Source organism: Streptomyces sp. NPDC005266 (assembly GCF_040607655.1).
Classification (GTDB): Bacteria; Actinomycetota; Actinomycetes; order Streptomycetales; family Streptomycetaceae; genus Streptomyces.
Window position 1 is genome coordinate 114,480 of record NZ_JBEXHC010000008.1, and the last position, 19,524, is coordinate 134,003.

Here is a 19,524-nt window from a genome sequence, read left to right on the forward strand (position 1 = left end):
TCCCCGCCGTCGCGAACGGTGGAATGTCTATTTCGTCCTGCGGGCCCGTCGGTCCGGGTCAGGCCGGGGCGTTGAGGTCCTCGCAGTCCGTTGTCAGTGGCGCGTGGGAGGGTGGTGCACACCAGGGGGAAGTACGACAAAGGGAGGGCGGCCATGGGCTGGCACCGGGAGCTGCTGATCGGATTCGATCTGGAGACGACGGGCACGGATCCGCGGACGGCGCGGATCGTGACGGCGGCCGTGGTCGAGGTGAGGGGCGGGGAGCCGATCCGGCGGCGCACCTGGCTGGCCAACCCGGAAGTGGCCATTCCGGACGACGCGGTGGCCGTGCACGGGATCACCAATGAGCGGGCGGCGGCGCAGGGCCGGCCCGCGCGGGAGGTGGTCGAGGAGATAGCGGAGGCGCTGGTGGTGCACTGGCGAGCGGGTGCTCCCGTGGTGGCGTACAACGCGGCGTTCGATCTGAGCCTGCTGGCCGCCGAGTTGGACCGGCACGGGCTGCGCCCGCTGAGTGAGCGGCTGGGTGGTGCCGAGACCGGGCCGGTGGTGGATCCGTACACGATAGACCGGGCCGTCGACCGCTACCGCAAGGGCAAGCGCACGCTGGAGGCGGTCTGCGGGGAGTACGGCGTGGTGCACGAGCGGGCCCATGAGGCCGGGGCGGACGCGCTGGCGGCGGTGCGGGTCGCGTGCGCGGTCGCGGAGCGGCACCGGGAGGTGGCCGGGCTTGAGCTGTGGGAGCTGCACCGCAAGCAGGTGGGGTGGTATGCGCACTGGGCGGCCGACTTCCAGTCCTGGCTGCGCCGCCAGGGCACCCCGGACGCGACCGTGGACGGCAGCTGGCCGCTGCGCGAGGTGGGGGCGGCGGTCGGCTGATCTCCCTCGGCCGGAAGGGGGTATCCCCGGGACCGATGAGCCGGGCTGGCGGGCCTAAGCGGTTACGGCGAAGTCACGTGCTGATCCTTCTCGGCGTCCAAGCCCTCGGCCAGGCCGAACGGCGAGGGATCAGCGGCGAACTTCACCGCATCCGCTTAGGGGGCACCAGCCTCAATCCGTGGGGCATGCCCACGCGTCAAGGCGGGCGGATGAGGTCACGTGTCCGGGAGGCACGGCTTGGGAGGGGGAGCCTCCAGGAGCCCGTCGTCCTGATCGCTCCGGAGGTACGGATGCGGATCTCAGGTGGGGTGATGACCCTGGCCGGGTTCGCCATGTGCGCCTCCGGCATCGCGCTTGTGCACCTTGGTTGACGACCCCAGCGCTCAGAAGGCGTACCAGCGCACCGTCGGGTCCTCCTCCCGCAGGGAGGCGACCCGGCGGGCGAACTCGGCCCGCGCCGCCGGGTTGCCCGGGGCGTGCTGGGCGACCCACGCGCAGCTTGCCGTCTCCCGCGCGCCCCGCAGCACCGCGCAGCCGGGCCACTCGCGCACATCCCAGCCGTACGCCGCGACGAAGTCGTCGTACGCCGCCGGGTCCATGCCGTAGCGGTCCCGGGTCAGGGCCATCACCACCAGGTCGTGCTCGCGCAGATCGCCGGCGAAGGTCTCCAGGTCCACCAGCACCGGGCCGTCCGGGCCGATGTGCACATTGCGCGGCAGCGCGTCGCCATGAATCGGCCCGGGCGCACGTTGCGGCGTCAGCTCGCCGACCGCCGCCGCGAAGTCGTCCCGCCGGGACCGCAGATACGCAGCGTCCGCCGGGTCGATCGCGTCCCCGGCCAGCCGCAGCCAGCGCTCGATCCCGCCCAGCAGCTCACGGCGCGGCAGCGTAAGCGGCGGCAGATCGTGGGACGGGTCCGGCAGGGCGTGCACCAGCTGCAGCAGCTCGGCCAGATCGCGGGGGCCGGCGGGCCGTACGGGCTCAGGGAGCTGCTGCCAGTACGTGACGAGATGCCCGCCGAAGGGCAGCGGCTGCTCCGAGCCGAAGCGCCGATCGGGCCGTACCGCGGGCAGACCCTCCCGGGCCAGCCAGTCGGCGACCCTCAGCTCCCGGGCCGCCCGGTCCCACACCTCGAGGTCGCGACTGACCCGGACGACCAGGGACAGGCTGTCGAGGGCGAAGACGGCGTTGTCACCGAAAGCCAGCAGCCGGGCCTCGGCGGCACCGGCCCGGTAGGGCGGCACCGCGGCGGCGAGCACCGCCCGCGCCCGCTCCTCCGTGAACGCCACGTCCCCCACGCCGTACCTCTCCTGTTTCGTGCGCCGGTCCAGCGCCCAAGTCTCGCATCCGGTGCCGCGGGTGAAACGCTTGACTGCGCCGCCCGCCGTCCGCACGATGACGTGGGCCTCATCCCGTTCAACCGCGCCCGCCCCGTTCCGCCGTGCCGCCGCGCCCGAAGGAGCCCGTGCAGTGACCCCCGTGACCGCGATGGCGCGGTCGGACAAGACCCCGGCCGCGAGACCGCCCGGCGGCCGGGGCGGACGAGGCGAGGGCATATCCGGCCATGGCGCCTGGTTTCTGGTCCTGCCCGCGCTGATCCCGATCCTCCTCCTCAGCGTCGGCCCGCTTCTCTACGGCATCGCGCTCGCCTTCACCGACGCCCAGTCGGGCCGCACCGAGCCGACCCAGTGGGTCGGGCTGCTCAACTTCCGGGATCTGGCGCACGACACCCTCTTCTGGGAGTCCTTCCGGATCGGCCTGGTGTGGGCGGTCGCCGTATCGGTTCCGCAGTTCGTGCTCGCTGTCGGGCTGGCGCTGCTGCTCAACCAGAATCTCCGGTTCCGGTGGCTGGCGCGTGCCCTCGCGATCGTTCCGTGGGCCATGCCGGAAGTCGTGGCCGGCATCATGTGGCGGCTCGTCTACCACCCCGACGCGGGCATCCTGAACGAGGCGCTGGGCACCCACCGCGACTGGCTCGGCAGCCTCTCCACCGCCCTGCCCGCGGTCGTCGTGGTCGGCATCTGGGCACGCCTTCCGCAGGTCACGGTCACCCTCCTGGCCGGGCTGGCCAACGTCCCGCGCGAGCTGCACGAGGCGGCCGCCATGGACGGAGCGGGTGCCTGGCGCCGCTTCCGCACCGTCACCTGGCCCGCCATCAGGCCGGTCGCCCTCGCCATCAGCGCGCTCGGCTTCATCTGGAACGTCAATTCCTTCGCGCTGGTCTATGTGCTGACGGGCGGGGGGCCCGGCGGCCGCACCCGGCTGCCGATGCTGTTCGCGTACGAAGAGGCCTTCCGGTACGGGCAGTTCGGCTACGCGGCGGCCATGGGCTGCGTGCTGGTCGCCGTGGTCTCCGTCCTGCTCGCCGTCCATCTCGTCGGCCGGCTGAAGGGAGACGACGAGTGAATCGGGTCAGCCACCGGCAGGCCAAGCGGCGGGCGGCCCGGACCGGTCAGTACCTCGCCCTCCTGGGCTATCTCGTCTTCCTCGCCTTTCCTCTCCTCTGGCTGATCTCCACCGCGTTCAAGCCGCCGCGCGAGCTGGCGAGCCTTCACCCCGGCTGGATCCCGGACCGTCCCACGCTCGACAACTTCCGTCAGGCGTTCGATGAACAGCCGCTGCTACGGGCCGCCGGCAACAGCCTTACCGCCTCGCTCACCACCGCGCTCCTCACGGTCGCCATCGCGACTCCGATGGCGTATGTCATGGCCCGGCACCATCGCTCCCCGCTGTCCCGGGCGGCCACCGGCTGGGTCGTGGTCAGCCAGGCGTTTCCCTTCGTCCTGGTGATCATCCCGCTGTTCCTCGTGCTGAAGAACCTCCATCTGATCAACTCCCTCGCCGGGCTGATCCTGGTGTATGTGGTGTGGTCCCTGCCGTTCGCGCTGTGGATGCTCGCGGGGTACGTACGGGCCGTCCCGCGCGAGCTGGAGGAGGCCGCGGCGGTGGACGGCGCGGGCAGGCTGCGGGCGCTTGTCTCGATCACGATGCCGCTGCTGACGCCGGGCATCGTGGCGACCGCCCTGTTCGCCTTCATCACGGCGTGGAACGAGTTCTTCTTCGCGCTGGTGCTGCTGAAGTCTCCGGAGAAACAGACGATGCCGGTCATTCTCACCCACTTCATCGGGGCGGAGGGCGTCGCGGACCTCGGCCCGCTGGCGGCGGCGTCGCTGCTGGCGACGCTGCCCTCGCTGGCGCTGTTCGCGGTGATCCAACGGCGGATCACCAGTGGGGTGCTGGCCGGGGCGGTGAAGAGCTGATGCGGCGCCGGGTTCTGCTGGCCGGGGCGGTGGCGGCGTCCGCCACCGCGTGCGTGCCCGCGCGCCGTCGGGCCTCCGGCGGTCGGATCACCCTTCGTTTCCAGTCGCCGGCCTGGCAGAAGGAGTCCGTGGAGGCCAACAAGTCGCTGGTGAAGGAGTGGAACGCGGCTCACCCGGACATCCACGTCGAGTACGTCCAGGGCAGTTGGGACAGCGTCCACGACCAGCTGCTGACCTCCTTCGAGGGCGGCGAGGCGCCCGACATCATCCATGACGCCTCCGACGACCTCGCCGACTTCGCGTACGGCGGCTGTCTCGCCGATCTCACCGGACTGCTGCCGCGGCGCCTCAAGGACGACATCCCGCCGCACAGCTGGCGGACCGCGACCTTCGGCGACGGCGTCTTCGGTGTGCCGTTCCTCCAGGAGCCACGCGTGATCATCGCGAACCGGACCCTGCTGGAGAGGGCCCGGGTCCGCATCCCGACCGCGCGGAACCCCTGGGGCTGGGCGGAGTTCGAGGACGTGGCGAGGGAGCTGACGAGGGACGGGACGTACGGCCTGGCCTGGCCGCTCAAGGAGCCCGTCTCCGCGACCCTCAACCTCGCCCTGTCCACCGGCGGCGAGATGTTCCACCGGGGCGCGGACGGCAAGGTCACCATCCGGTTCGACGCCGCCGACCAGCGGGTTCCGCGGGTCGTCCACGACCAGGTGGTGAGGGACCGCACGGCCTCCAGGACCACCCTCGGCATGGGCGGCTCCGATGCCCTCCCCGGTTTCTTCGGCGGGAAGTACGCCATGGTGCCGCTGGGCTTCTCCTACCGGCAGCAGATCGTGCAGCAGGTACCCAAGGGGTTCGCGTGGACCGTGCTTCCCGCTCCCGCCGGGCCGGGCGGTGACCAGCGCCAGGGGGTGAGCCCGCAGACGCTGTCCATCGCCGAGGACAGCCCGTACAAGAAGGAGGCGGCTCGCTTCATCGACTTCCTGCTGCGCACGCCCCATATGGTGCGGCTCGCGCGCGGCGACTGGATGCTGCCGACCGGTACGCGCGCGCTGCGGGATCCGGCGCTGCGTACCGAGGAGCACGGCTGGGCCACCGGCGCCGCGCTGGCCGGGTGGCTGCGACCGGCGCCCGCCCAGTCGGTGCGCGGCTATCCGGAGTGGAAGGACAAGGTGGCCACCCCGGCGCTGCAGGAGTACTACAGCGGGGCGATCGGGATGGAGCGGCTCCGCGACCGGCTGGTCGAGGACGGGAATCTGGTGCTGGCCCGCTACCAGAGATAGCGCTACCAGAGATAGCCCGCTACCAGAGACAGCGCGCCCCAGCGATGGCGCCGACCGGGCGGAAGGCGGCGGCCTGTCGCTGTTATTTCGATTGAACGATACGTATCGTCTCGCCTACGGTGGGTCCCATGACCGCACCCGCACCCGCACCGGCCCCCCGGCCCGCCCATATCGCCATGTTCAGCATCGCCGCGCACGGGCACGTCAACCCGAGCCTGGAAGTGATCCGCGAGCTGGTGGCCCGTGGCCACCGCGTCACCTACGCCATCCCGGAGTCCTTCGCCGACAAGGTGGCCGCCACCGGCGCCGAGCCGAAGGTCTACACCTCGACCCTCCCCACCGACGACGAGCCGGAGAAGTGGGGCACCGAGTTGATCGACCACATCGAGCCCTTCCTCGCGGACGCCGTCCAGTCGCTGCCGCAGCACCTCAAGGCGTACGAGGGGGACCAGCCGGACCTGGTCCTCTACGACATCACCGCCTACCCGGCCCCCGCCCTCGCCCGCCGCTGGGGCGTGCCCGTCATCCAGCTCTCGCCCAACCTCGTGGCCTGGGAGGGGTACGAGGAGGAGGTGGCCGAGCCGATGATGGCCGAGCTGCGCCAGTCCGAGCGCGGCAAGGCGTACTACGCGCGCTACCGCGCCTGGCTGGATGAGAACGGCATGGCGGACATGGATCCCGACCGGCTCATCGGCCGCCCCGAGCGCTGTCTCGTTCTGATCCCCAAGGTCCTCCAGCCGCACGCCGACCGGGTGAACGCGTCCGCGTACACCTTCGTCGGCGCCTGTCAGGGCGACCGCAGCGACGAGGGGGAGTGGCGGCGCCCCGACGGACTCGCCCCCACGGACCGGGTGCTGCTGATCTCGCTCGGCTCGACCTGGACCAAGGAGCCCGCCTTCTACCGCGCCTGTGTCGAGGCGTTCGGCGGTCTGCCGGGGTGGCATGTCGTGCTGCAGATCGGCCGGCAGGTCGATCCGGCCGACCTCGGTACCGTCCCCGCCAATATCGAGGTGCACCGCTGGGTGCCGCAGCTCAGCATCCTGCGGCAGGCCGACGCCTTCATCACCCACGCGGGCGCGGGCGGCAGCCAGGAGGGGCTGGCGTGCGGGGTGCCGATGGTCGCCGTGCCGCAGGCCGTCGACCAGTTCGGGAACGCCGACATGCTCCAGGCGCTCGGCGTCGCCCGCCATCTGCCCAAGGAGGAGGCGACGGCGGAGGCGCTGCGCTCGGCGGTGCTCGCGATCGCGGACGACCCCGAGGTCACCGCCCGCTATGCGGAGGTCACAGCACGGATGGCGGACGAAGGTGGGACAAAGCAGGCGGCCGATCTGATCGAGGTGGCCCTGTCCACCTGATCGTGCCATCGACTCGGTCACACTAAGAGACGGTTAACCTCCGGCAAAGGTTGCATTCAGCAGGTCTTGTCTCTTCTCTTACCGTCTTCTTAGCTTCGGGTGAACACTTTTCAAACGCCCAGGAAGTTACCCATGCCCCGAGACATACCGCCGCTCGCCGAGGTCCGCAGGATCACCGAGAAGAAGCGAGACGCGTGGTGGACCGTCATGCTTGTGGACCCGGTGGCCACGCCGCTGGTCCGCTGGACCGCGAAATACACCCGCCTCACCCCCAACCAGCTCACCTGGGGCGCGTTTCTCGTGGGTCTCGGCTCCGCCGCCTGTTTCGCGCAGGGCGACTGGACATGGCTGCTGCTCGGTGCCGTCCTCTACCACGTGAGCTTCATCTTCGACTGCATGGACGGCAAGCTCGCCCGGCTGACCGACACCGGCTCGGTCTTCGGCGCCTGGCTGGACTTCGTCTTCGACCGGATCCGGGTGCTGGTCTGCGCGGTCGCGCTGATGGGCGGCCAGTACGCGCGGACGGACAACGTCCTGTATCTCTGGCTGGCGCTGGCCGTCGCCTCCCTGGACGCGCTGCGCTACATCGACTCGCTGGAGATCTTCAAGATCCGCCACGGCATGCGCAAGCAGATCAAGGCGCGGATGCGCGCGGCCCGCAAGGCCGAGAACCAGGTCGAGCTGGCCTTCATGGAAGACCTGCTGCGCGACAACCCCGAGGCCGACCTGGAGCAGGACCCGAACACGGTGGCGGCGCTCGATGGCACGCCTGCCCCGGATGCCACGCTCGCCATGGACACCGCGTCCGCCCTGGGCACCGCCCCCGCCCTGGAGCCCGCGTCCGCTCTGGACACCGCGTCCGCCGCGGACGCCGTGCCCGCCCTCGAGTCCGACCGGCCGGCGGCGGTGCGGCGCCGTCCCGCGGTCGTCGATCTGCACCAGGAGTTCCGGCGCCGCTTCCCGTGGTGGGTCCGGTGCCGGAACTTCCTGCTGCGCCACCGCATCCGGGCTCATCTGATCAGCGGCGTCGAGTTCCAGATGGGCGTGTTCATCATCGGGCCGGCCGTCGACGCGGTGGTGGCGACGACCGTCGTCTCGGGTGTGCTGCTGCTCGTCTTCGAGCTGGCGATCATCTACAAGCTGCTGCTGTCCACCCGGGACTTCACCCGCACCATCAACTCCTTCGAGACAGCCGCACCGGCCACCCCCCTCAGTTCCTGAGCCAGGGTCAGCCACTGCCACGGCGTCACATACGCCACTACGACGTCCTGCCCCAGCCCGGCCCGCCGGAACGCCCCGGCCAGCCGCCGCGCGGGGCAGGCCCGGCGCAGTGACGCGTACAGCGAGCCGCCGAGACCGGAGAACCCGAGCTCGACCAGATCCGTGTAGGAGCTTCGTTGGTCCGCGTCCGTCAGCAGTGGGCGCGGCCGCCGGGTCAGCCGCAGAATCCCGCCGTCCACCTTCGGCACCGGCCGGAAGGCGGCGCGGTCCACCCGCCCGCACAGCCGCCACTCCACCTCGGGCCAGGTCCGTACGGTCTGCAGGCTCCAGCGGCCGTAGTCCCCGGTGCGCTTACGGGCGTACTCCAGCTGGGTGAGGAGTGTCGCCGAGGTCAGCCGGGGCGCCCGCAGCGCCCAGGCGACGATCTCGGCGGTACGGGCGTAGGGCACATTGCCGACCAGGGCGAACGGCTCACCCGGCGGCACGGCCGTCAGAAAGTCCTGGTGCACGACGCGGACCCCCGGATACGGGGCGAGCCGGGTGCGTAGCCCCGGGATCAGATGCCGGTCGATCTCATAACCGATCAGCTCACGGCAGCGCGGAGCCAGTGCCTCCGTGAGTACGCCCTTGCCCGCGCCGACCTCCACCAGGAGGTCGCCGGGCCCGGGGCGGGCGGCACGGACGACCCGGGCGACGGCGCCCGGATCGGCCAGGAAGTTCTGCGAGAAGGTACGCCGCGCCACGTCGCGTTCGGTGCGGCGCGGGGCGGGGGAACGGTGTCGATTGCGGGCCACAGCCGGCGGTCCTTTCGGAGCCGGGCGGGCGGCAGCAGCGCGGAACGGGCCCTGCCGCCCGTCCGGAAGGAGTGATTCCTGGACTGGCGGGGGCCCTGGCCGAGGGCATGCGGAAGCGAGAGGTCACAGCTCACAACGAGCTGAGCGAGGACCAGCGAAGAGCGGTCGGACGCTCGGTCAGACGCTCGGGGAGATGCTGGGCGCGTCCGGGCCGGCCAGGGCACCGGGGCCGCGCCGCGGGCGGCGGGTGAGCGGGGCAAGGGCGCACACGCACGCCACCCCGGCACAGCCGCGGGTGATGACGCGGGTGAACACGCCGATGCCGGGACTTCCGCCCATCGGTGTACTCCTCCCGTGCGCGCCTACGCGAGCGTGCGTATGCGGATCTCCGCCGTTTCGCTCACACCGTACTGACGAGACGGAACGTATCGCAATGGCTTTTCCGAGCCGCTGACGTCCGCACTCCGCCTTAGGGTGAGCGTATGGCCGGGCGAGCAGGGTGGCGCCTGGACGGAGTGCGAAGGAGCCCTTGATGATCTCGTCCGTCACCCCGCCCCCGCCCGGCACCCACTTCCCGCCGCCGACCGGCGGCCTGGTCCGGCGCGGGGGCGACGGCTACCGCCTGGAGCCGCGTTCGGCGACAGCGTGAACCGGCCACCCCACAGACCGGCCACACGACGAACCGGCCGCGTGGCCCCAAGACCACGCGACCGGTTGACGGACGGAACGGACGGAACGTGACGAGCGGGAGCGGTCAGACCCTGGCGTGCCGGGGCCGGTCGTCCGCGTCCGGCCGGCGGGCCGGCCCCGCCGGAACGGCCGTCGGCTGTCCGGGGTCCGCATCGTCATGCGTCAGATCGGGCAGCCACCGCAGCCACGCCGGCAGATACCAGTTGCGCTCCCCGAGCAGCGACATCACGGCCGGGAGCAGTACCCCGCGAATGATCGTGGCGTCGATGAGCACCGCTGCCGCGAGCCCCACCCCCATCTGCTTCATGGACTGCATCGACAGCGTTCCGAAGATCGCGAAGACCGCGACCATGATGACGGCGGCGCTGGTCACCACGCCCGCCGTGGTGACGACGCCGTGCACCACCGCGTCCTTGGTGGTACGCCCGGCCAGCCGCGCCTCCCGGATCCGGGAGACCACGAAGACGTGGTAGTCCATGCTCAGCCCGAACAGGATCACGAAGAGGAACAGCGGCAGCCAGGACACGATCGCGCCCACGCCCTCCGCGCCGACCAGTCCCGCGCCCCAGCCGTGCTGGAAGACCGCGGTGAGGATGCCGTACGCGGCGCCCACGGACAGCAGGTTGAGCACGATCGAGGTCACGGCGATGGTCAGTGACCGGAAGGACATCAGCATCAGCAGGAAGGCGAAGACGACGACGAAGGCGAAGACCGGTGTGACCGCCGAGCCGAGCTTGTCGTTGAAGTCCTTGGAGGAGGCGGTGGAGCCGCCGATGGGCGCGTCCACGCCGTCCACCGTGCCGAGCGTCGCCGGGCGCACCTCGTCCCGCAGGACGTTCAGGCTCTTCTCGGCCTTGGCCTCGTCGGAGCCGCCGGTCAGCGGGACCTCGATGACGGCCAGGTTCTGCCTCTCGTGGAAGGCCACCTTCACCGGGCCCTTGGAGGCGCCCTTCGCCACGGCCTCGGTACGGAAGCGGGCGATGGCGTCGCGTACCGGCGCGGCGTCGATGTCATCGGCCCTCACCACGACCCTGGCCGGGTCGGGCCCGCCGGGGAACGCGTCGTCCATGTGCTGGTACGCCGCCACGATCGGCAGCCGGTCGCCGAACTCCTGGTCCAGGGTGAGGTTCGCGGTGTTCATCCCCACGGCGGGGACAGCGATCGCGATCAGCGCACCGCCCGCGAGCGCCACCGAGAGCTTGGGCCGGCGCAGCACCGTGCCGAGCACCGCGCGCCAGATCCGGCTCTCGCCACCTCCCTCGCGCTTGGCCCGTGCCAGGAACGGCACCCGCCCCTTCTCGACCCGCTCGCCGAGCAGCGAGAGCAGCGCGGGCAGTACCGTCACCGAGCCGACCATGGCGATGGCCACCACCATCAGGGTGGCGAGCCCCATCGCCTTGAACTCCGCGATCCCCGTGAAGAGCATGCCCGCCATCGCCACGATCACCGTGACGCCCGAGACCAGGATGGCCCGGCCGGAGGTGGCCGCCGCGATCCGCAGCGCCGTCTGCGCGTCCCGCCCCGCGGCGCGCTCCTCGCGCTCCCGGCGCAGATAGAACAGGCAGTAGTCGACGCCGACGGCCAGACCCACCAGCAGCATCACGGAGTTGGCGGTGTCGCTCATGTGCACCCAGTGGCTGACCACCGCCACCAGGCCGGTGGTGGCCAGGAAGGCGGTCATCGCGAGCGCCACCGGCAGCAGCGCGGCGACCAGCGCGCCGAAGGCGATCAGCAGAATGCCGAGGGCGACCGGCAGCGCCGAGTACTCGGCCTGCGCGAAGTCGTCACCGAACGCGTCGTCGAACGCCTTCTGGCCGCTCGCGTCGCCGAACTCCTCGATCCGCAGACCCGTGTGACGGTCCTGCGCCTTGCCGACCGCGTCCAGCACCGGCTGGATATGGTCCGACGCCTTCTCGGCGTCGCCGCGCATCTCGAACTGCACCAGCGCGGACCGCTTGTCGGCGGAGATCGTCTTCGTGTCGTAAGGGGAGGTCACCTTGGTGACCTGGCCGGTGCCGCGCACCGCGCCGATCACCGTCTCCACCGCCTGGCGGAAGGCCGGGTCATCCACCGTGGCCCCGGCGCCCTTTGCCTGAACCAGCACGGTCTCCCCGGCCGGCTGGTCGATGCCCGCCTCGTCGAGAATCTTCGAGACGCGCCCGGCCTCGCCGGGAACCTGCTCGCTGTCCGCCACATCCACCCGGCCCGCCATCGACCCGACGGCCAGCGCGAGGATGACCAGCAGCACCCAGCCCCCGACCGCCGTCCACCGGTGCCGTGCGCTCCAACTGCCCGCGCGGGCGGCTATCCCGCGCGGCCTCTCCAAGTGGCCCGTGTCCGCCACGACATCCCCTTTTCCCGTGGCGGCGGACCCTCTCCACCACCCCCGGGACGACGCTAGGCCGCGGGGGTGCGGTGCCCCATCCTGCTGACCGGTGAACAGGCCGGAGGGTCTCTCCAACCCAGGGAGGGGGGACATCCCTACCCCGGCCGATTCAGGCCCCTTACAAGTAACGCGACTTGGCTTGATCACCGTTGCGAAGAACGTTGCCTGTGTCACACATGGGCGAGGATCTTGAATTGACCGTTGCGCATCCGACAGGGGTTTCGTCACAGCCCCGAGTGATCCCCCAATAATCCTCCGTGCTTTCGCACTTGGTGCGATTACCCCCCACAACCGCACGAGGAGGATCTCTCGTAATGGCACGCCAGGTCGCCGAGCAGCGCGCCACCATCCAGGTCGACGGCGAACTCCCCGGCCACGTGGACGGACTTCATGCCCGTGACCGTGGCAAGCTCGCGGTAGGTGTCTCCCTCCGGATGTGGGACCAGCCAACCGGCACGAGGACCACAAGCACCAAGCCGGCGAACCTCCCGGTCACAGCACTAGCCGGAAGTGGCCCAGGCTGTAGAGGGCGAAGCGGCCCCCGGCTCCGGGCCAGTGGGTGATTAGGCTCATCGTCATGACGATGCATGACACCACTGCCACGACCAAAGTCGACTTCTACTTCGATCCCGTCTGTCCGTTCGCCTGGATCTCCTCGCGCTGGATCCTGGAGGTCGAGCGCCACCGGGACATCGATCTGCGCTTCCGGGTGATGAGCCTGTCGGTCCTCAACGAGAACCGAGAGGACCTGCCCGAGCGGTACCGGGACCTGATCTCCAAGGGCTGGGGCCCGGTCCGCGTCTGCATCGCCGCCGCCCAGCACCACGGCGAGGAAGTGCTGCGCGATCTGTACACGGCCATGGGAACGCGCCTCCACAACGAGGGCAACAAGGACCGCGAGGCCGTCATCGCTGAGGCGCTGGCCGAGGTCGGCCTCCCCGCCGAGCTCGCCTCGGCGGCGACCTCCACCGAGTACGACGACGCCCTGCGCAAGAGCCACCACGAGGGCATGGACCCGGTCGGTGAGGACGTGGGCACTCCCACCCTCCATGTCGACGGTGTCGCCTTCTTCGGCCCGGTGCTCTCCTCGATCCCCCGCGGCGAGGACGCCGTCCGCATCTTCGACGGCGCCCGGCTGCTTGCCGGATATCCGGACTTCTTCGAGCTGAAGCGCACTCGCACCGGCGACCTCGACTTCAGCTGACCCCGTCGTACGGCCGGTGGCGCGGCCCGGGCGATCGCGCGGCTACGGCAGCACCTGCACCGTGTCGCCCACCGCGCGTTCGCCCGTCGCGTCCGAGGGGGTGGTGGCGAGCCTGCCCCGTACGGCCATGGCGCTGGAGCCGCCGCCGTCCAGGTTGAGGGCCTGGACCGCGCCCAGGGAGCGTATGAAGCGGGCGGCTTCCTCCAGGGTGAAGCCCTCGCTGACGCCCGGGCGGCGGCCGTCCACGGTGGCCAGGATCAGTCGGCCCTGCTTGTCGAGGCCGGCCATGGTGCGGGGCTGGCGTACGTTCGACCAGGCGTAGCCGAAGGAGAGGTCCCGGGGGTCGAGGGTGCCCTCGGTGGCGGCGTCGATAGCGATACGGCCGTCCTTCACCAGGGTCGGGGCGGCGCTGACGATGCCGTCGTCGGAGTCGAGCCGGACCTGGCGGCCTGCGGTGTCGCGGACGGTCTCCTTCAGCGTGATGCGCTCGCCCTTCCGGCCGTGGGCCGTCAGCCAGTCGGATGCCGTGCCGATGCCCTGGAGCACCGAACCGCCGGCCGGGACCGTGCCGCCGCGCGGGCCGGTGGCGACCACTCGTCCGGCCGCGTCGAGCACGACCTGGGTGCCGGGCCCGGTGGGCAGCTCCGCACGGAACCTCGGGGTGAACTTCACCAGGTCGTCGGTCTCGGCGCAGGTCACATCCTGACGGGGCCGCTCGGTCGGAGTCCCGCCGGGGCGGCCGCAGTTGCGCACCTTGCCGGGCACCCGGTTGACCCCCTGCACCGCGTACGTGGACGATCCGGCCCGCGCGGTGACCGCGCTGGTCAGATCGGCGATCCGGGCGTGCCGGCCGCCGTCCGCGAGGATCAGCGCGGCGCGCGAACCGGCGGCCATCGACTCCAACTCGCCCTTGTACGCGGCGATTCCGGCCATCGTGCCCTGGACGCCGTCCGCGTCCGAGGTGACGAAGAAGCCGCCGTTGACCGCCACCAGGGCGCGGAGCTTCGCGGCGACCGAGGAGGTCTTCTCGCGGTCCGCGACGCTCGCGTCATGGGTGCCCTCGACCGTGCCGGTGAACCGGGCCGGGTCGATCACGGCCACATGGACGCTCTCGCGGTCGGCCGGCTGCTGGGCGTCGTAACCGGTCCACTCCGCCGCGGCCTTGAACCCCTTGGCGCTGATCTTCTGACGCGCGCTCTGCGCCTCCTCCGAGGAGCCGTAGGAGCCCACCCGCACCCGCCACCCCATCGTGCCGCGCGGCGTATCCGCGTAATCCGGCCACACCACGCGCTCGACCCGGGGCGTGAACCCCGCGTCGCGCAACCGCCCCGCCATGGTGTCCGCCCACGGCCGGTCGCCCAGGGGCGCCGAGCCGGGGCCCTGCGCCGTGACCGTCCAGCTCGGCCTGGCGTCCGCGTCCCCCAGCACGCCGGTCCGCACCTGCACCCCGGGCGCCACCGTCTCCGTCGTCCAGGAGCGGCCATCCGGCGCCGCCTGCGCCAGCGGATTGACGACCGTCAGGACGGCGGCGGCCACCGGGATGATCCCCCTCCGGACGCGGACGCCCCGGCGGGCGGTGCTCCGTTCATTGCGGCTCCGTTCGTTGCGCATGAGACGCAGTTCAGCGCCCCCGCGCGTCCGCACCGGCACAGATGCGGGACGCCCGGCGGAAGGTGCGGTGAACTGCCGGGGGGATACCTGTGCGAGCCGACTAGGGTCATCGGTCATGACATACGACAGGCTCCGCGAACTCCTCGGCGCCGGACTGATCGACCGCCTCGACGCCCGCGACCGGAAGGTGCTGGAGCGCCGCGCGCGGATCAAGGCCATTGGCGAGGAGCCCTTTCCGCTCGATTGCCGCGGCTGGTGGTACGCGGTGCCCGGCGCGGGGTACGAGGGGGTCTTCGAGGCGCTCGGGTTGCACGACCGGTTTCCGGCCACGTTGGAGGAGGGCGCCGATGTGGAGGACCTTCCGTGGCGCCGGGACGCGTTGCCCGTCTTCATCACGCCCGAGCTGGACGGCTGGCGGCTGGTCTTCGGCAACCTCGTCGATGTGGTCGGTGAGGACTGGGACGAGTGGATGGGAGCGGTCGAGCGGCTGAGCGAGCACTGCGGCGAGGCGCAGATGTTTTTCCAGGACCCGGCGGCCGGGGCGGACATATGGGTCGTGGCCGAGAAGGGGCGCATCCGGCGGCGTTACGCGGCGGAGGGCTCACCCGAGTGGGTCGGCGAGCCGCTGCCGTGGGAGGACCTGCGCGTCGACGACGAGGACTTCGACCCGGGGTACGACGAGGCCGAGCCGAACGAGGGCACGGCGCGTGCGGCCTACGCGTGCGGCCGGCTGTCCGTCGATCCCACGGAGCTCGGTTCCGGTACGCGGATGCGCGGCTACGGCTGGCTGGCGCTCAACGCGCCGGGCATCGGCCACAAGGGCCTGGACACCCTGGTGTAGCCCTTCTCCGTGAGGCGGTACGTCCACCGCGGGCCGGAGCGGGGCGAACGGCGGGGAGAACGGCGGTGCGCTCAGGCGCTCAGCGGCACCGGCTCCGCCACCCGCGCCTCGTCGTAGCGGTCCAGTAGCAGCCGGGCCAGTTCCGGGGCCGGGCCCAGGACGTCGGCCAGTATGTGCGCGCCGCCCGCCCGGGCCCCGGCCGCGATGCGGTCGGGGAGGCGGCCGGGGGCGAGGACGTACGGGGCCACGGCCACGTGGGCGACGCCTTCCGCGCGCAGGGCGCGGACGGCGTCCTCGGTGCGGGGGAGGGAGGCGGAGGCGAACGCGGGTCGCACGGCGCACCATCCGGTGTGCCGCCACTCCCGCGCGATTTCAGCGATCACCGCGATCGCCTCCGGGTCGGTGGAGCCCGCCGAGGCCAGGACCACCCCGGTCGAGCGTCGGTCGGCGGGGCGCAGCCCGGCCTCGTACAGGCGGCGTTCGAGGGCCTGGGTCAGCAGTGGGGACGGGCCCAGGACCTCCGCCTGGCGGAGGGCCAGTCGGGGGTGGCGGGCCCTCGCCTCGCCGAGGACCGCCGGGATGTCGGCCTTCGCGTGGAAGGCGCGGGTCAGCAGGAGGGGGAGGGCGATGACGTCGGTCGCGCCCTCGTCTGCGAGACGGTTGAGGATCCGGCCCACGCGCGGCGCGTTGAAGTCCAGGAAGGACGGCTCGACCCGCAGCTCCGGCCGCAGCGACCGCACCCGCGCACAGAGCGCGTCGACGGTCGCCGCGTGGCGGGGGTCGCGGCTGCCGTGAGCGATGATCAGCAGGGTCGGGGCAGTCGGGTCAGACATGGGTCTATCCGTTCAGCGGGCGCTTGCCAGCAGGCCGCGGCTGCGCAGCACCCGCCGCTCGATGGGGGCGAAGATCAGCAGCTCGATGGCGATGCCGACGACGAGGATGAGGACGATGCCGAGCAGCACGCCGGCCATGTCGGAGTTGTTGCGCTGGTTCTCCAGGTACTGGCCGAGTCCGAGCCCGAGGTCGGGGGACTTGGCGATGATCTCGGCGGCCATCAGCGAGCGCCAGGAGAACGCCCAGCCCTGCTTGAGCCCGGCGACGTAGCCGGGCAGCGCGGCGGGCAGCAGGATGTGCCGTGCGCTGACGAGGCCCCGGGCGCCGAGGGTGCGGCCGGCCCGCAGGAAGAGCGGGGGGACCTGGTCGATGCCGGCGACCAGCCCGTTGGCGATGGAGGGGACCGCGCCGAGCAGGATGACGGTGTACATCATCTGGTCGTTGAGACCCAGCCAGATGACCGCGGGCGGGACCCAGGCGACCGAGGGCAGCGACTGGAGGCCGGAGAGGATCGGGCCGAGGGCGGCGCGGATGAACTGCACCCGCGCCACGATCAGACCCAGCGGGGTCGCGATCGCCAGCGCGATGAGGAAGCCGAGCAGCCCGCGCGAGACGCTCGTCCAGATGATGTCGAGCAGTTCGCCCTGGAGCCACAGCTGACGCAGCGAGTCCCAGACCAGGCTCGGGTCGGGGAGCTTGTAGTCGTCGGTGACCTGCGCCCAGACCAGCACCTTCCAGACAACCACCACCACCGCGACGGCCACGATGGGCGGCAGCACCTTGTGAATCAGCACCTCGGCCGGGGAGGTGCGCTTGATCTGCACCGTCTCCAGGGCGTCGAGGCCCGCCTCCAGGCCCTCGAGGTCCTGTGCGGCGGTGGTCCTCCTCCCGCCGTCGGTATCCCTGTCGGCCGTGGCGCCGGTGGTCTTACTGCTGGCCATGACGGCGGATCTCCCCACGCAGTTCTTCGGTGATCTCTATGGACAGGTCGGCGACGGCCGCGTCCTCGATCCGGCGCGGCTGCGGGATGTCCACCACCCACTCGCGGACGACCCGCCCCGGGCGGGAGGAGAGCAGCACCACGCGCTGGGCCAGCCGGACGGCCTCGCGCACGTTGTGCGTCACGAACAGGACGGAGACACCCGTCTCGCTCCAGATCCGGGTCAGCTCGCCGTGCAGCACATCGCGGGTGATGGCGTCGAGCGCGGCGAACGGCTCGTCCATCAGCAGCACACTGGAGTCCTGCGCGAGCGCGCGGGCGAGCGCCACGCGCTGCCGCATACCGCCGGAGAGCTCGTGCACCCGCTTGCCGTGGGAGCCACCGAGCCGCACCAGCTCCAGCAGCCGCTCCGCCTCGGGGCGGCGCTCGGCGCGCGGTACGCCCCGCAGCCGCAGCGCCAGCTCGATGTTCTTGCCCGCGGTCAGCCACGGGAACAGCGCGTGCTCCTGGAACATCAGGGCCGGTCGGCTGCCGGGGACCTCGATGGCCCCGGCGGACGGTTTGTCCAGTCCGGCGATCAGATTGAGCAGCGTCGACTTGCCGCAGCCGGAGGCCCCGAGCAGGCAGACGAACTCCCCGGGCCGCACGTCGAGATTGATGTCGTCGAGGACGGGCTGGGCGGCTCCGGGCCGGCCGAACGCCTTGTGGACGTGGTCGATCCGGACCGCTCCGGATGACGGGTCTGCCGCGTCTGCCGCGACGGTGCCCGCCCTGTCGGCTTTCTCGGTGGTCAGTGCCGGGGACATCCGGTCACCTCCTGATGGGTGCGTACGTGCGAACCATGCATGCCGTTGCGTACGGAAGAGCGTGCGGAAGCGGGCGGGCGGCTACTGCTTGCCGAGGCCGGCGGCCGGGACGGGCGGCTTGCCCTCGGCCTTGAGGACCTTGTTGAGCAGGCTCAGGTCGTAGATGCCCTTGAGGTCGGGCTTCTCCAGCAGCCCCGCCTTGACCGCGTGGTCCGCCTCGGTGTTCAGCGTCGAGGCCAGCGGGTCGTCGGTGACCTGGATGGACTTCCATGCCGGGTCGATCACCTCGGGCGGGAGCGCCTTGCCGGTCTCCGCCTTGAGCGCGGCGTTGGCCGATTCCTTCGCCTGGTCGGGGTGGGCCTTGATCCAGGCATTGGTCTTCACTGAGCCGCGCAGCACGGCCTCGACGACCTTCGGGTGCTCCTTCAGGAACGACTGCTTGACGATCAGGTTGGTGATCACGAACTTCTTGTCCGGCCACAGGGAGGACTCGTCCAGCAGCGTCTTGCCGCCCTCGGCGACCAGCTTGGACGCGGTGGGCTCGGGCACCCACGCACCGTCGATGGCGCCGGACTTGTAGGCGTCGGGCGTCACCTTGTTGTCGCTGCGGACCACCGAGACATCGCCCTTGCCGCTCTGGGCGTCGACCTTCCAGCCCTTGCTCGCGATCCAGTTGAGGAACGCCACGTCCTGGGTGTTGCCCAGCTGCGGGGTGGCGATCTTCTTGCCCTTGACGTCGTCCAGCGTCTTGATCTTCTTCGGGTTGACGACGAGCTTGACACCGCCGGAGACCGACCCGGAAATGATCTTGAGGTTCTCGCCGTGCGACTTCACATAGCCGTTGATCGACGGCGACGGGCCGATCCAGCCGATGTCGATGGAGCCCGCGTTGAGCGCCTCGATCTCCGAGGGGCCGGCGTTGAAGACGAACGGCTGGACCTTCGTCCCGCCCAGCGCCTGCTGGACCTGACCGCCTTTGCGCAGCCCCACCAGGGCGGTGGCGTGCGTGAGGTTGGCGAAGTAGCCGATCTTCACCTTGTCGAGGCCGTCGATCTTCTTGCCGCCGGCGGCGGGAAGGGCGGACGCGCCCTGGTCGTCATTCTTCTTGTGCGAGCCGTAACCGCAGGCGCCCAGCGCGCCGATGAGCAGCGGGAGGACGGCGGCGGCCGCTATCAGACGGGTACGGCGGCGCGGGTGGGCGGCTGGTCGGGCGGCGGCCGCGGGAGCGGCGGTGAGGCGGTCGGCAGACGACACGGGAGGTGTTCCTCTCGGAGGGCCGGGACAGCCTTGGGGCGCCCGGCGGTTCAGTCGGATCTTCGGCTACGGCAAGCGGCAGGAGCAGGGACGGACCGCGGCATCAGCACACACATCGCCCGACCCCTCCCTGGCCGCTGCCCCGGGCGCCGCTGCCCACGCGGCCGCC

Annotated in this window: 17 protein-coding genes; 8 read left to right on the plus strand and 9 right to left on the minus strand. The window is 71.3% G+C overall.

Features of this window, described 5'->3' with window-relative positions:
• The first annotated feature begins 153 nt into the window (after positions 1–153).
• The gene (locus ABZU99_RS17725) at positions 154–876 is read left to right on the plus strand and encodes a 3'-5' exonuclease (RefSeq protein WP_355954425.1); all 723 of its coding nucleotides are present in this window, start codon (positions 154–156) and stop codon (positions 874–876) included.
• Positions 877–1,259: 383 nt separating this feature from the next.
• Here ABZU99_RS17725 and ABZU99_RS17730 read toward each other — a convergent pair whose 3' ends face one another.
• Entirely contained in the window at positions 1,260–2,174 is a 915-nt protein-coding gene (locus ABZU99_RS17730) for an aminoglycoside phosphotransferase family protein (protein ID WP_355954431.1), read from the minus strand.
• A 172-nt stretch (positions 2,175–2,346) separates the two neighbouring features.
• Between ABZU99_RS17730 and ABZU99_RS17735 the strand changes: the two genes are divergently transcribed.
• From ABZU99_RS17735 to ABZU99_RS17755, 5 genes are all read left to right on the plus strand, one after another.
• The gene (locus ABZU99_RS17735; RefSeq protein WP_356044874.1) at positions 2,347–3,282 is read left to right on the plus strand and encodes a sugar ABC transporter permease; all 936 of its coding nucleotides are present in this window, start codon (positions 2,347–2,349) and stop codon (positions 3,280–3,282) included.
• Positions 3,279–4,136: a carbohydrate ABC transporter permease gene (locus ABZU99_RS17740; protein ID WP_356044871.1), complete on the plus strand. Its 858-nt coding sequence runs from the start codon at positions 3,279–3,281 to the stop codon at positions 4,134–4,136. Before ABZU99_RS17735 ends, ABZU99_RS17740 begins: the two co-directional genes overlap by 4 nt.
• Positions 4,136–5,419 carry an extracellular solute-binding protein gene (locus tag ABZU99_RS17745; protein ID WP_356044868.1) on the plus strand — a complete coding sequence of 428 codons (1,284 nt, stop codon included), beginning with the start codon at positions 4,136–4,138 and terminating at the stop codon, positions 5,417–5,419. Before ABZU99_RS17740 ends, ABZU99_RS17745 begins: the two co-directional genes overlap by 1 nt.
• 128 nt (positions 5,420–5,547) lie before the next feature.
• Entirely contained in the window at positions 5,548–6,774 is a 1,227-nt protein-coding gene (gene mgt / locus ABZU99_RS17750; protein WP_356044866.1) for a macrolide-inactivating glycosyltransferase, read from the plus strand.
• A 132-nt stretch (positions 6,775–6,906) separates the two neighbouring features.
• Entirely contained in the window at positions 6,907–7,995 is a 1,089-nt protein-coding gene (locus tag ABZU99_RS17755) for a CDP-alcohol phosphatidyltransferase family protein (protein ID WP_356044863.1), read from the plus strand.
• Here ABZU99_RS17755 and erm read toward each other — a convergent pair.
• The 3 genes from erm to ABZU99_RS17770 all read right to left on the minus strand — a co-directional run bounded on the left by erm (position 7,908) and on the right by ABZU99_RS17770 (position 11,823).
• A complete protein-coding gene (gene erm / locus ABZU99_RS17760; RefSeq protein WP_356044900.1) occupies positions 7,908–8,738 on the minus strand; it encodes an ErmE/ErmH/ErmO/ErmR family 23S rRNA (adenine(2058)-N(6))-methyltransferase in 831 nt (276 codons plus the stop codon). The two genes, ABZU99_RS17755 and erm, sit on opposite strands and share 88 nt — an antisense overlap.
• Before the next feature lie 228 nt (positions 8,739–8,966).
• The gene (locus tag ABZU99_RS17765) at positions 8,967–9,128 is read right to left on the minus strand and encodes a hypothetical protein (RefSeq protein ID WP_355954448.1); all 162 of its coding nucleotides are present in this window, start codon (positions 9,126–9,128) and stop codon (positions 8,967–8,969) included.
• Positions 9,129–9,543: 415 nt separating this feature from the next.
• A complete protein-coding gene (locus ABZU99_RS17770) occupies positions 9,544–11,823 on the minus strand; it encodes an MMPL family transporter (protein WP_356044860.1) in 2,280 nt (759 codons plus the stop codon).
• Positions 11,824–12,442: 619 nt separating this feature from the next.
• Here ABZU99_RS17770 and ABZU99_RS17775 point away from each other — a divergent pair.
• Positions 12,443–13,069: a disulfide bond formation protein DsbA gene (locus tag ABZU99_RS17775; protein WP_355954450.1), complete on the plus strand. Its 627-nt coding sequence runs from the start codon at positions 12,443–12,445 to the stop codon at positions 13,067–13,069.
• A 42-nt stretch (positions 13,070–13,111) separates the two neighbouring features.
• On the opposite strand, the gene ABZU99_RS17780 is transcribed toward ABZU99_RS17775, so the two are convergent.
• Positions 13,112–14,680, minus strand: a complete 1,569-nt coding sequence (locus ABZU99_RS17780) for a phosphodiester glycosidase family protein (RefSeq protein ID WP_356044858.1) — start codon at positions 14,678–14,680, stop codon at positions 13,112–13,114.
• 115 nt (positions 14,681–14,795) lie between these two features.
• Here ABZU99_RS17780 and ABZU99_RS17785 point away from each other — a divergent pair, with 115 nt between their 5' ends.
• On the plus strand, positions 14,796–15,521 hold the full coding sequence (locus ABZU99_RS17785) for a hypothetical protein (RefSeq protein WP_355954456.1): 726 nt from the start codon (positions 14,796–14,798) through the stop codon (positions 15,519–15,521).
• 71 nt (positions 15,522–15,592) lie between these two features.
• Here the strand turns inward: ABZU99_RS17785 and ABZU99_RS17790 are convergent, their stop codons facing one another.
• The 4 genes from ABZU99_RS17790 to ABZU99_RS17805 all read right to left on the minus strand — a co-directional run bounded on the left by ABZU99_RS17790 (position 15,593) and on the right by ABZU99_RS17805 (position 19,277).
• Positions 15,593–16,354, minus strand: a complete 762-nt coding sequence (locus ABZU99_RS17790; RefSeq protein WP_356044856.1) for a sirohydrochlorin chelatase — start codon at positions 16,352–16,354, stop codon at positions 15,593–15,595.
• A 12-nt stretch (positions 16,355–16,366) separates the two neighbouring features.
• The gene (locus ABZU99_RS17795) at positions 16,367–17,296 is read right to left on the minus strand and encodes an ABC transporter permease (RefSeq protein ID WP_356044854.1); all 930 of its coding nucleotides are present in this window, start codon (positions 17,294–17,296) and stop codon (positions 16,367–16,369) included.
• Positions 17,283–18,101: an ABC transporter ATP-binding protein gene (locus ABZU99_RS17800; RefSeq protein WP_355954465.1), complete on the minus strand. Its 819-nt coding sequence runs from the start codon at positions 18,099–18,101 to the stop codon at positions 17,283–17,285. The genes ABZU99_RS17795 and ABZU99_RS17800 overlap by 14 nt, the downstream gene beginning before the upstream one ends.
• 81 nt (positions 18,102–18,182) lie before the next feature.
• Complete coding sequence (locus tag ABZU99_RS17805; RefSeq protein WP_355954492.1) at positions 18,183–19,277, minus strand: aliphatic sulfonate ABC transporter substrate-binding protein; 1,095 nt, start codon at positions 19,275–19,277, stop codon at positions 18,183–18,185.
• Between the last annotated feature and the right edge of the window lie 247 nt (positions 19,278–19,524).